The sequence below is a fragment of the Pseudomonas sp. G2-4 genome, from assembly GCF_030064125.1.
GTDB lineage: Bacteria > Pseudomonadota > Gammaproteobacteria > Pseudomonadales > Pseudomonadaceae > Aquipseudomonas.
In genome coordinates, this window is record NZ_CP125957.1 from 1525686 (window position 1) to 1538536 (window position 12851).

General features: G+C 62.7%; 10 protein-coding genes and 1 riboswitch. Of the genes, 2 read left to right on the top strand and 8 right to left on the bottom strand.

The window, feature by feature from the left end:
- Positions 1-41: 41 nt before the first annotated feature.
- From atzF to QNH97_RS06880, 7 genes are all read right to left on the bottom strand, one after another.
- Positions 42-1820 (bottom strand): allophanate hydrolase, encoded by a 1779-nt coding sequence (atzF, locus tag QNH97_RS06850; protein ID WP_283556165.1) that lies wholly within the window; start codon positions 1818-1820, stop codon positions 42-44.
- 22 nt (positions 1821-1842) lie between these two features.
- The gene (gene uca, locus QNH97_RS06855; protein ID WP_283556166.1) at positions 1843-5484 is read right to left on the bottom strand and encodes an urea carboxylase; all 3642 of its coding nucleotides are present in this window, start codon (positions 5482-5484) and stop codon (positions 1843-1845) included.
- Positions 5485-5786: 302 nt separating this feature from the next.
- Positions 5787-6428, bottom strand: a complete 642-nt coding sequence (locus tag QNH97_RS06860) for an urea amidolyase associated protein UAAP2 (protein WP_283556167.1) — start codon at positions 6426-6428, stop codon at positions 5787-5789.
- 11 nt (positions 6429-6439) lie between these two features.
- Positions 6440-7165, bottom strand: coding sequence for an urea amidolyase associated protein UAAP1 (locus QNH97_RS06865; RefSeq protein ID WP_283556168.1), 726 nt, complete (start codon positions 7163-7165; stop codon positions 6440-6442).
- A gap of 13 nt (positions 7166-7178) precedes the next feature.
- Positions 7179-7967 (bottom strand): ABC transporter ATP-binding protein, encoded by a 789-nt coding sequence (locus QNH97_RS06870; protein ID WP_283556169.1) that lies wholly within the window; start codon positions 7965-7967, stop codon positions 7179-7181.
- Positions 7964-8779 carry an ABC transporter permease gene (locus QNH97_RS06875; RefSeq protein ID WP_283556170.1) on the bottom strand — a complete coding sequence of 272 codons (816 nt, stop codon included), beginning with the start codon at positions 8777-8779 and terminating at the stop codon, positions 7964-7966. The genes QNH97_RS06870 and QNH97_RS06875 overlap by 4 nt, the downstream gene beginning before the upstream one ends.
- A gap of 15 nt (positions 8780-8794) precedes the next feature.
- Complete coding sequence (locus QNH97_RS06880) at positions 8795-9862, bottom strand: putative urea ABC transporter substrate-binding protein (RefSeq protein WP_283556171.1); 1068 nt, start codon at positions 9860-9862, stop codon at positions 8795-8797.
- Positions 9863-9922: 60 nt separating this feature from the next.
- Positions 9923-10024, bottom strand: a riboswitch (guanidine-I (ykkC/yxkD leader).
- A 305-nt stretch (positions 10025-10329) separates the two neighbouring features.
- On the opposite strand from QNH97_RS06880, the gene QNH97_RS06885 reads away from it, so the two are divergent.
- Entirely contained in the window at positions 10330-10725 is a 396-nt protein-coding gene (locus tag QNH97_RS06885) for a hypothetical protein (protein WP_283556172.1), read from the top strand.
- Between the two features lie 98 nt (positions 10726-10823).
- On the opposite strand, the gene dspII is transcribed toward QNH97_RS06885, so the two are convergent.
- Positions 10824-11936 (bottom strand): enoyl-CoA hydratase/isomerase DspII, encoded by a 1113-nt coding sequence (gene dspII / locus QNH97_RS06890; RefSeq protein ID WP_283556173.1) that lies wholly within the window; start codon positions 11934-11936, stop codon positions 10824-10826.
- 131 nt (positions 11937-12067) lie between these two features.
- On the opposite strand from dspII, the gene ung reads away from it, so the two are divergent.
- Positions 12068-12760 carry a uracil-DNA glycosylase gene (gene ung / locus QNH97_RS06895; RefSeq protein ID WP_283556174.1) on the top strand — a complete coding sequence of 231 codons (693 nt, stop codon included), beginning with the start codon at positions 12068-12070 and terminating at the stop codon, positions 12758-12760.
- The last annotated feature ends 91 nt before the right edge of the window (positions 12761-12851 follow it).

Here is a 12851-nt window from a genome sequence, read left to right on the forward strand (position 1 = left end):
GCAGCCGAGCGGGAGCAAGCTCCCTCGCCACAGGTTCCGCTTTATTCCAGGCTACGCAGATAGGTCCGCCATCCCCCCAGATGGCTGATGTCTCGGGCTCCCTCCAAACCATACGCCTCGCAAATGAATCCGCTTTCCCAGCGGCCATCGGCCAATTGCACCTTGCCCAGCCCCAGTGGCGCGGGGATGCCGGTCAGGAACGAGCCTAGTTCGCTGCTCGGCAGTTCCCAGACCTCCACCTCGATCGCCACGCCGCCCTCGCTGACACGAAGCATCCCGGGTCGCAGGGGCGGGCCGCCGGCCAAGGCATAGAGGCGGTAATCCGCTGAGCTCTGGGTGGCCTCGATCAGACGGGCACCGCGTTGCTTGAGCTGCCAATTCAGCGCCAACCCGTCCAGGTGCGCGCCGCACACCACCAGCCGCGCCCGGTCGTGGCGCGCAGGGTTGGCGGGAACGGGCAGGGCCTTGTCCTGTTGACGCTGCAAGGCATCGGCAACGCTCAAGAGGTATTGATCGGTGAACGCTTGGCCGAACAGTGTCACGCCCCACGGCAAGCCGTTGGCCATGAACGCGCAGGGAACGGCGACGGCGGCGTAGTCCAGCAGGTTCATGAAATTGGTGTAGTAACCCAGTTCTGAGTTGCGCAGCACCGGTTCGGCGCTGAGTTCGGCGAGGGTCACCGGGCGTCCGATGGTTGGTGTGAGGACGCAATCAAGCGCGTCGATGGCGCGGTCGCATTGGGCTTTGAGCGCTTGCAGACGGTAGCGGGCGCGGAAGGTTTGTACGCCATCTACCGTAGGCGCTTTGGCCAATACGGCGCGGATGACGGGCAGTACGGCCTCGGGCTCGCGTTCCATCAAGGGGCCGGCAACACTGTAGCGCTCGGCCACCCACGGTCCTTCATAAAGCAGTCGTGCGGCTTCCAGGAATGGCGACAGGTCCAGTTCCACCGCTTCGCCACCCAGGCGTTCGAGTCGCTCGACGGCCTCGAGGAATAGAGACGGACTTTCAGGGCAGCCGAAAAACTCCAGGTCTTGCTGGCGCGGCACACCGAAGCGAAAGCGTCGGGGCACACCGAACGCAAAGCCATCGTTCCACTGCGGGTTGTTGCGGCTGTAGTCGTCACAAGGATCTGGGCGGGCCGTCAGCGCCAACAGCTGGCTGGCTTCCCTCGCCGTCGCCGTGAAGGTCGTGACGCAGTCCAGCGTGCGACAGGCCGGGACCACGCCCGCCGTGGAGATCAATCCCAGGGTGGCTTTCAATCCCACCAGGTTGTTCAGTGCGGCTGGCACCCGACCGGAGCCGGCGGTATCGGTGCCCAAGGCAAAACTGGCCACGCCCAAGGCCACCGCCAGGGACGAACCGGCGCTCGAACCGCCTGCCGGATAGTCGGGCAGCACGCTGTTGCGACAGGCGCCGTAAGGTGAGCGGGTGCCATTGAGCCCGGTGGCGAATTGGTCGAGGTTGGTCTTGCCCAAGGGGATCGCGCCGAGTGCCAGCAACTGCTCGACGATGGTGGCCGAACGTGGCGGTACGTAGGCAAACGAAGGGCAGGCGGCAGTGGTGGGAATGCCGGCCAGGTCGATGTTGTCCTTGATGGCAAAAGGTACGCCGTACAGCGGCAGGCTCTCCAGGTCGCGGCCTTCCAACGCGGCCAGGTAGGGTTCCAGTTCCTCGGCCGTCAGCAGGTGAATGAACAGGTGATAGTCCGGGTTCAGCGCCGCGGCTTTTTCCCGCAGATCCAACAGCAATTTACGCGGCGTCAGTTCGCCGCTGCGGTAGGCATTGCGCAGGTCGTCCAAGCGAAGGGAGAAGTTCATGGGGTTAATCCTTTGATTGAGTTCAGTCACGTTCCAGCACCACGACGCGCTGTCCGGCGCGCACCGCCGAACCGGGCTGGACGCGCACCTCGCGTACCACGCCGGCCGAGGGCGCAAGCACCGGGATTTCCATCTTCATCGATTCCAGGATGACCAGCACATCGCCGGCCTCGACCCGAGCACCAACCTCCACCTGAACCTGCCAGAGGTTACCGGCGATGTGGCTGTCGACGCTCAGTTGACCCTCGGTCAGCAGCGAGTCTTCGCTCGGCGCGCTGGCCGGTTCTTCGCTGTCGAAATGTGCCTGGCCACTGGCGATCCAACGCTCGCGCTCGGCGTCGAAGGCGCCTTGTTGCCGTTGCCGGAACGCGGCGATGCTGTCGGCCTCCTGTGCCAGGAAACGCTGGTAATCAGCGAGGTTGAGTTGGCTATGCTCGATCTCCAGGTCGAAGCGGCCCAGCGGGAAATCCCGGCGGATTCGCAACAGCTCCTCGGCGCTGACCGGGTAGAAGCGGATCTGGTCGAAAAACCGCAGCAGCCAGGGCTTGCCGTCGAATGCGGCGACGTCCCGATAACGATTCCACATCTGCAACGTGCGCCCGACGAACTGATAGCCGCCCGGACCTTCCATGCCGTACACGCACATATAGGCGCCACCGATGCCCACCGAGTTTTCCGCGGTCCAGGTCCGGGCCGGGTTGTATTTGGTGGTCACCAGCCGATGCCGTGGGTCCAGTGGCGTGGCGACCGGCGCACCGAGGTAGACGTCCCCCAGGCCCATCACCAGGTAGCTGGCGTCGAACACCGTGCGCTGCACTTCATCGAGGTTGGGCAGGTCGTTGATGCGTCGGATGAACTCCAGGTTGCTCGGGCACCAGGGCGCGTCCTTGCGCACGGTGGTCATGTATTTTTCGATGGCGAGCTGGCAGGCCGGATCGTCCCAGGACAATGGCAGGTGGACGATGCGCGACGGCACTTGCAGATCCTGCGCGGCGCACACGGCGTCCCACTGACCGGCGACGATGCTCAGTAGATCGACCAGGGGCAATTGCTCGGGTTGGTAATGCACTTGCAGCGAGCGAATGCCCGGCGTCAGGTCGATCACGCCGTGCAGGTGTTTGTGTTCCAAAGCTTGCATCAAGGCGTGGGCGCGAAAGCGCAGCACCAGGTCCAGTTCGGGGGCGCCGATTTCCAGCAGTAGATGGGTGTCGCCGGATAGTCTTGCCACCAGGCGGGTATCATCCTGGCCAATATCCAGCACCACAGGCGACACGACCCCCCGTGGGAGCGAGCTTGCTCGCGATAGCGGAGGGACATCCAACATCGAGGTCACTGACTGACCGCCATCGCGAGCAAACTCGCTCCCACACTGATCCCATTTCAAGGCGAGTGATCGGGCGGTTGATATATCCACCGGCACAAACCGCACCTTGTCCCCAGCCTTGAGTTGCCCCAATTGCCAAAGGTCCGCCTCGATCACCGTCACCGGGCAGACGAAGCCGCCCAGGCTTGGGCCGTCGGGGCCGAGGATGACCGGCATGTCGCCGGTGAAGTCCACGGCGCCGATGGCGTAGGGGTTGTCATGGATGTTGGACGGATGCAGCCCTGCCTCGCCACCGTCGGCGCGTACCCATTCAGGTTTCGGCCCGATCAGTCGTACGCCGGTGCGGCTGGAGTTGAAGTGTACTTCCCAGGCGGTGTCGAAGAACGTCTGGATGTAGCGCTCGGTGAAGTATTCGGGCGCGCCGTGGGGGCCGTAGATCACGCGGATCTGGCGCACGGTTGGCAGCTCCAGGATCGGCGCGCTCGTGGGTGCCAGCGTCGAGTGCTCATCCAGCGGCGCCAGGTGCAACACGTCGCCGGTACACAACGCTCGTCCGCCATGGCCGCCAAACTGGCCGAGGGTAAACGTGCTTTTACTGCCCAGGTAATCCGGCACTTGCACGCCACCTTGCAGGCACAAGTAGCTGCGCGCGCCGGCCCCAGAGATGTTGCCGATTGCCAGGGTGGCGCCGGCACAAATCGACAACGGCGTATTCATCGGCACGGCTTCACCGTCCAGGGCGAGGGCAATCACCGCGCCGGTCACGGCGACCCGGGCATTGCAGTTGAAGCGCAGCAGAGGCCCGTTCATGGTGATTTCCAACGCCGCGGCCCCTTCTTCATTACCCAGCAGGCGATTGCCCAGGCGCAGCGAACGGCTGTCCATTGGCCCCGATGGCGGAACACCCACCGCCCAGTAACCGAGGCGACCGGGATAGTCCTGGATGCTGGTCTGGGTGCCGGGGCTGAGCACTTCAACGGTGTTGGCGCGATAGACCAGCGCCTCCAGGCAGCGGGTCCAGGGCTGGCCGTTGGCAAACGGTGCATCGAGCAGAATCTGTTGCAGGTAGTCGCGATTGGTTTCGACGCCGTACAGCAGGCTTTCGTCCAGCGCTTGATACAAGCCCAGGCGCGCCTGCTCGCGGGTTGGCGCCCAGCGAATGACTTTGGCGATCATCGGGTCGAAGTAGGGCGGGATCTGGCAACCGGCCTCGACCCAGGTGTCGATGCGCAACTGTTTGCCGTCGCATTGCGGGAATTGCACAGCGGTCAGCAAGCCGGGGCTGGGCTGGAAATCCCGGCCCGGATCTTCGGCGTACAGGCGTGCCTGAATCGCGTGGCCCTCGGCTTTCAAACCCTGGCTCAACTCCCTCAGTGGCGGCAGATCACCGGCAGCCAGTTGCACCATCCAACGCACCAGGTCCACGTCCCATACTTGCTCGGTGACGCCGTGCTCCACTTGCAGGCGGGTGTTCACTTCCAGGAAGTAAAAGCGCCCCGCGTCGCTGTCGAACACGAACTCCACGGTGCCGGCGCTGCGGTAGTTCACGGCCTTGGCCAGTTGGATCGCCGCTGCGCAGAGCGCGTCGGCCATGCCCTCGGGCAGGTTCGGCGCTGGCGTTTCTTCGAGGACTTTCTGGTTGCGCCGCTGCACTGAGCAGTCGCGCACGCCCAAGGCGATGACCTCGCCCGCGCCATCGCCGAATACCTGTACTTCTAGATGTCGCGCACGTTCGATGTACTTCTCGATGAACACGCCGGCATCGCTGAAGTTGTTCTGGCCCAGGCGCTTGACGGCTTCAAAGGATTCGCTCAGCTCGGCGGCACTGCGGCAAACGCGCATGCCGATTCCGCCGCCGCCAGCGGTACTTTTGAGCATCACCGGATAGCCGATCTGGGTGCCGGCCAACAGCGCGGCGTCGAGGCTGTCGAGCAGTTCGGTGCCTTCGAGCAGTGGCACACCGTGTTGCCGAGCCAGGTCGCGGGCGGTGTGCTTGAGGCCGAACACGCGCAGTTGCTGTGGCGTCGGACCAATGAAGGCGATACCGACCGCTTCGCAGGCTTCGGCGAAAGCCGCGTTTTCGGAGAGAAAGCCATAGCCGGGATGAATCGCCGTCGCGCCGCTGCTCTTGGCGATCGCCAGAAGCTTGTCCACCGCCAGATATGTATTGGCCGCCGCGCCTTCGCCCAGGCTGTGGGCTTCGTCGGCCTGCAAGATATGCAGGCTGGCGGCGTCGGCCTGGGAATACACCGCGACGCCTTGGACTTTCAGTTCGCGCAGGGTCCGCAGGATGCGGCAGGCGATGGCGCCACGGTTGGCGATGAGGATTTTTTCGAACATGGCATTACCCCTCAGGCACGCATGTCTGCCTGAACTGGGATGCGGGCCGTCCCGCAGTTTTCGATGGCCGCCGGGGTCGTCCCTGGCGGCAAACCTCCAAACATCACTGCGCCCCTGTGGGAGCGAGCTTGCTCGCGATAGCGACGGCACATCCAACATCAAGGTGGCTGAAAGACCGCTATCGCGAGCAAGCTCGCTCCCACAAGGGGATGGGTGGTGTTCATGAACCTTTGTTTATTTGATGCACTGTCCCGACCGGCTCTGGCACAACACAAACAACCAGCGCCGCAGGCGGATGAGTTTCAGTTCCATATCAGCAGCTCCGCAGGTGTGGGGTTGTAGGCGTTGCATGGGTTGTTCAGTTGCGGGCAGTTGGAGATCAGCACGATCACGTCCATCTCGGCCCGCAGATCGACGTATTTGCCCGGCGCTGAGATCCCGTCTTCGAAGGTCAGGCCACCGTCGGCGGTGACCGGCACGTTCATGAAGAAGTTGATGTTCGGCCCGATATCGCCCTTGCCCAGTCGGCCGTCGTGGGCGCAGGCCCGCAGGTAGTTGTCACGGCAGCTGTGCATGTAGCGTTTTTCCAGGGCGTAGCGCACGGTGTTGCTTTCCTGGGCGCAGGCGCCGCCGAGGGTGTCGTGGCGTCCACAGGTGTCTTCGACGATGGTCAGCATCGGGTGGCCGAGGTTCGAATACAGCACGCTGCCGGTGCTCAGGTAAACGCTGTTCTGCCGGCGCAGCGTGCGCTGCACGTCGTAGCGTTCCTTGGGGTTGGCCAGGCTGTAGAACAGCGTATCGACGGCTTGGTTGCCTTCCAGGTCGAGAATGCGCAAGGTCTGGCCGGCCTTGACCTCCACCAGCCACGGCTCCCCGGCGGGAATGGTGGCGCGGTAGATGGCGGTGTCAGGCTGCTTTTGTACGGTGGCGATGGCGAGTGACATGGCAGCGATCCTCAGGCGAACAGGCGGTCGGTATTGATGAAGCCGCGCTGGTTTTCCGGGCGCGAAAGGCGGCAGTGCTCGGCGACGCTGGGGTCAGCATTCATCCAGCTGAGCTTGAGCGGTTGTGGGGCGTATTGCGGGTTCGGATCCATCGGATGCTGAAGCGCGGTCAGCACCACCAGGGTGTCCATCGGCGCGTACAGCTCGATGTAGTCGCCGGTCAGGGAATTGCCCTCGACGAAGTGAAAATTTCCCGCCTCATCGACATCGACCCGGCTGAACAGGTTGAGGGTCATCAGCAGATCGGACAGGCCCAGTCCCCATTTGCCCAGTTCCACCAACAGGTTGTCGGTGCCGTTGCGAAAGAAGCCGTTGCGCAGTTCCTGGTAGCGGCCCTGACCGTATTTTTGCGCGACTTCCTCGGCGCAGAGCACGCCGCCCAGGCTATCGCTCCAGCCGCAGGTGTCGGCGGTGATGGCCGCCAGCACTCGCCCCATGTCCGAGTAGAGGCAATGGCCGGCGGTGAGTTTGGCGGTGTGCTGGCATTTGAGGCTGTCGGGCAGGTTCAGGCGTTCGGTTTTCTCGTTGGCATTGAGCAGTGTCAGGCTCACGTTGGCCCCGCCGCGCAGATCGGTCAGGCGCAGCAGTTGGCCGCGCTTGAGTACGAAGGAACGGTGGCCGCCACCGGGCAGCAGCTCTTCGGCGAAGGGCGTAAACAAGTGGGTCGAGTCGGTCATGGAAAAACTCCTTTCAAGCAATACGCAACGTGCCGGCCAGTTCGGCGGGCAGGGCGTCGACGGCGGCACGGGCGGTGCGGCGATCGCTGTTCAATGGAATGTCGTAGGTAATGCGTGCGCCATAGGCGCCGGGGGCGTGGGGGTCGACGCGGACCTTGTCGAACACCAACAGGCGTGTGCCGAGGCTGAAACCTTCGGACAGGTCATGGGTGACCATGAACACGGTCAGCCGGGTTTCGCGCCACAGTTCCAGCAACAGGGCATGCATGTCTTTGCGAATGCCCGGGTCGAGAGCGCCGAAGGGCTCGTCCAGCAGCAGGACCCGCGGCTTCATGATCAGTGCCTGGGCAATAGCCAGTCGCTGTTGCATGCCCCCGGACAGTTGCGCCGGGTATTTATCCAGGGCATGGCCGAGCCCGACCTTGTCCAGCAGGTGGGCGGCTTCTTCGCGGGCCTGGCGCTTGGCGCTGCCGAACAAGCGGCCCAGCAGCGGCGCGCGCGGTAACTCCAAGCCCAGGGCCACGTTGTCCAGCACGGTCAGGTGCGGGAACACCGAGTAACGCTGGAACACCACGCCCCGGCTGGCATCCGGCTCGCCGGCCAAGGGTTGGCCATCCAGGAGAATCTGTCCGCGACTGGCGCGCTCCTGGCCCAGCAGCAATCGCAGGAAGGTCGACTTGCCGCAACCCGACGCCCCCACGAGTGTGCAGAACTCACCCTCGGCGACCTTCAGGTTCAAGCGCTCAAGCACCACCTGATCGGCGTACTCCTGCCAGACGTTGTTCACGGTAATGAAACTCATGCCTTCGCCCCTTCATACCAAGGGAATGCATGCTGGGTCAGGCGTTTGAGCCCCCAGTCCATCAGCCAGGCGAGCAGGGTGATCCACACCACGTACGGCAAGATCACGTCCATCGCCAGGTAGCGTCGCACGAGGAAAATCCGATAGCCCAGCCCATCGGTGGAGGCGATGGCTTCGGCGGCGATCAGAAACAGCCAGGCTGAACCGAGCATCAGCCGCAGGGAAATCAACAGGCGCGGCAGCAATTGCGGCAGTACTACCCGCAGCATCAGCGTCCAGGTCGAAGCACCGAGGGTCTGGGCCTTGATCAGCAGCTCGGGCGGAATTTCCCGGGCGCGCTGTTCCAGGTCACGGGCCAGGCACGGTGTGATGCCAATGACGATCAGCATCACTTTCGACAATTCCCCCAGGCCGAAGACGATGAACAGGATTGGCAGGATGGCCAGCGGCGGCACCATCGACACCACGGTGAGCAACGGCGATAACGGCGCGCCTAACAGTGGCAACGTACCGGCGGCGATGCCCAGGCACAGGCCGGCCAGGGCACTGATGCCCAGGCCGATGGCCAACCGTTGCAGGCTCGACGCGGTGTCCTGCCAGAGCAAGTAATCGCCACTGCGGGCGTCGGCGGTGAAGGCCAGGCGTTTCACCGCGTCGGCCATTTGCACCGCGCTGGGCAGCAGCTTGTCGTTGGGGTTGTCCGTCAACCGTTCGGCCGAGCCCATGAAATAGGCAAACAACACCAGCGCGAATGGCAGGATCACCAGCAACAAGCGGCTGGGACGATCCGGATAGCGGTTGATCAGGCGCATGCCAGCTCCTCCGGTTTACAGCTTGGCGTCGGCGGCCAGCTGTACGTAGGTCGGGTCAAAGCGCAGTTTGAGGTTGGCCTTGTCGCCGCGGGTCACGCCATTGGCGAACGCCATGCCAACCGCGTTGGTGTCCTTGGCGCCTTCGCCCAGCAAACCGTGTTGGAACGAGAACTCGGCCACCTTGCCCATGGTGGCGGGCAGTTGCTCGCTGGTGGCGAAACCCAGGGCTTCCTTGGGCGTGGCGAACAGCTTGGTGGTGTCCAGTTGCGACTGGAAGCCGGCCAGGTCGGTGCCCGAGGCCTTGGCCATGTGCTCCAGCGCCGATTTGCTCGCGGCGTTTTTCGCGTTCATCAGCGCCACCACTTCAAACCAGGCGCCGGTCAACGCTTTGCCCAGGGCCGGGTTGTCCTGGAGGGTTTGGGTGTTGACCACCATCATGTCCATGATCTCGCCGGGGACCTGGCTGGAATTGAACACTTCGCTCACCTTTGGCTGGGCCTTGATGTCCGAGAGCATCGGGTTCCAGGTGGTGACGGCCGTGACCTGATCGGTGTTGAAGGCGGCGGAGATGTCGGCGTCGGAGGTGTTGACGACTTTCAGGTCTTTCTCGGTGAGGCCAACCGAATCCAGGGCGCGGGCCAGCAGGTAATGGGACACCGACAGCTCCACCAGATTGACGTCCATGCCCTTGAGGTCGGTCACTTTCTTGCCTTCGCCCTTGAGGACGATGCCGTCGTTACCGTTGGAGAAATCGCTGATGATCAGCGCGGTGCTGTCTACACCACCGGCTGCAGGAATGGTCAGGGCGTCCATGTTGGTCATGGTGCAGCCATCGAACTGACCGGCGGTGTACTGGTTGATGGATTCGACGTAATCGTTGAGCTGCACGACATCGATCTTGATGCCGTATTTTTTTGCCCATTTGTCGACGATGCCTTGGCTGCCGGCGTATTCCCAGGGCATCCAACCGGCGTAAATGGTCCAGCAGACGCTGAAGTGGTCTTTTTGTGCGGCGGCGGATGAGAAGCTCATGAGGGCCGAGAGGACGGCGAGGAGCAGGGCGGACAGACGAAGCTTGAACATGGTGGTTCTCCAGTTGATCAAGGGCGGACAGGAGCAACGCGGCACCGCGAACGGTGGCTTGTCTCCCGGGCTTTTGTCCCGCCGTGTAACCTCAACTGGAGGTCGCCAACTCTCGGACCAGCCACTCGCCAGAAGCGAGCCGGAACCCTAGTCAGCCATTGCAAATTGTGGTGCCGCGAACCTGTGATGACTCCTGCACAACGTTTGTTAAAGCGAGAGCCGTGCCAAGTCCACCGAAGGCCCGGGCCAGAGGGGGTGGGTGGTGGAAAGGCATGGGCGAGGACGGAATTGTGCGTAGTTGTGGTGCCTGGGTGCACTGTAAGGGGGCAAAGAGCTACATGTTTCTGGTTGTTGCCAGGTCGCACCAGATTCCGATTTCGCTGTCAGATTAATCGTCAGTCACCCAATAGATGACTGCCGCCCATCAGCGTCGCTGATGTGGCCCATTAGCGGTCCAGGAGGCCGCCATGTATCGACGACTGCTGCTCATTGCGTTTATCGGTTTGACTCTTTCGGCATGCGTGCCTTATTACGATGGAGGCTCGAGCTATTACCGTTCCGAGGTCTACACCTCACCGACGCCGGTCTATTACGGCAGTGGTAGTTACTACTCGGCACCGCGTGGCTACTACGCACCGCGGTATTACCAACCGGCGCCACGCCATTACTCGCCGCCGCGCTACTACCAGCAAGGCCCTCGCTATTACTCGCCACCGCGAGCGGCGTATCGGCCTCATCCAAATCGGGGCGGCTGGGACGGCCATAACCGGGGTGGTTGGAATGATGACCGGCGGGGTCGAGGCGGGCGTGATCATCGGGGCCGCGGCGATCATGACGGGCGCGGGCGGGGCGGCCACCGCTGATCCATCGCAAAAAAAAGCGGCGCATTGAGCGCCGCTTTTTTGTGCCTGCCATAAACCTGATGGGATAACTCTTGTGGGAGCGAGCTCTTCCTGGCTCGTTACTCGTTAGACAAATCCGCCAACGGATGCCGACCTTCCCACGCCTTGTGAAAATGCGCCTCGACCGCTGCATCGGGGACATGATTGATGTCCGGCCAATGCCAATGGGGTTTATGGTCCTTATCGATCAGCCGCGCCCGCACGCCTTCGCTGAATTCCGGATGGCGGCAGCAATTGAGGCTCAGGGTGTATTCCATCCGGAACACGCCGGCCAAGGACAAATGCCGGGCCCGGGCGATCTGTTCCCAGACCAGATGAGCGGTCAGCGGTGAGCCCTCGGTCATGGTCTTGGCCGCGCGGGCGATCAATGGGTCCGGGTAGTCCACCAGCAGGCTGAGGGCTTTCCAGGCGCAGCGCACATCGCTGACATCCAGCCACTCATCGATTTTCTGTCGACGTGGCAGCCATTGGGCTTCGGGCATTTGACCGACCGCTTCTTGCTGCAGGGCCTTGAGCAGGCTGTTGAGTTGCATGTCGGTCTGCTCCTGCCAGTTGAGTTGCAACAGGCCTTCGATCAGGTCGTCCTGTTGTTCATCCAGCAAAAAGCGGTCGGCCAGGCCCAGATCGATGGCATCGCGGGCATTCATGTGGGCGCCGGTCAGGCCGAGAAACAGGCCGAGCTTGCCCGGCAGGCGCGACAAAAACCAACTGGCGCCGACATCCGGGTACAGGCCGATGCTGATCTCCGGCATTGCCAGGCGACTGCTCGGTGTGACGATCCGCGTGCTGGCGCCTTGCAACAGCCCCATGCCGCCGCCCAGGACATAGCCGTGGCCCCAGCACAGCAAGGGCTTGGGATAGGTGTGCAGGTTGAAGTCCAAGCGGTATTCCGCCGCGAAGAACTGCGCAGCCAAGGGCGGTACTTCACCGGGGGTGGCGCGGCAGGCCTCCACCAGGCTGCGGACTTCACCGCCGGCGCAGAAGGCTTTGGCACCGTTCCCGCGCAATAACACACAAACGAATTGCGGATCTCTGGCCCAAGCATCGAGACGATCGCGCAGGGCGTTGATCATCGGCAGGGAAAGGGCGTTCAGGGATTTTTCAGCATCCAGCGTGGCAATGCCGATGCGGGCACCGTCGATGCCGGTGAGTTCTTCGAAGTGCAGATTCATCGTGACCTCGATCAGAAAATTGAATGTTCAGTATGACCGCTGCGTAGGAAAGTGCCGGTTCTGCGTCAGATCAATTGACAAGCCATGTAGGCTTTCCTAGGGTGCGCCCATTGTTTTTACCGGGTGCAACCATGACTGCTGACGACCGTATCAAACTCGAACCGAGCTGGAAGCAGGCACTGCGTGCCGAGTTCGACCAGCCCTACATGGCAGAGTTGCGCGAATTCCTGCGTCGGGAGTACGCCGCCGGCAAGGAGATTTATCCACCGGCACCGTTGATTTTCAATGCCCTCAACTCCACGCCGCTGGACAAGGTCAAGGTGGTGATCCTCGGCCAGGATCCGTATCACGGCCCGGGCCAGGCCCATGGCTTGTGTTTCTCGGTGCAGCCGGGTGTGCCGGCGCCGCCGTCGTTGGTCAATATCTACAAGGAATTGAAGCGCGACCTGAACATCGACATTCCCAACCACGGCTATTTGCAAAGCTGGGCCGACCAGGGCGTATTGTTGCTCAATACCACCATGACCGTGGAGCGCGCCACTGCCAACGCCCATGCAGGCAAGGGCTGGCAGCATTTCACTGACCGAATCATCGAAGTGGTCAGCGAACATCAACCGCACCTGGTGTTCCTGCTGTGGGGCGCCCATGCGCAGAGCAAACAGAAGCTGATCGACGCCACCAAGCACTTGGTGCTGACCTCGGTCCACCCGTCGCCACTGTCGGCTTATCGTGGCTTCCTGGGGTGCGGGCATTTCAGCCGGGCCAACAAGTTTCTTGAACAACAGGGTGAAGCGCCGATCGATTGGCGGTTGCCGCCGGTTTAAGCGATCGGCAATGAGGGCCCCATCGCGAGCAGGCTCGCTCCCACATTGATTTGCGCCGTACACAGGTCAGTGTGGGAGCGAGCTTGCTCGC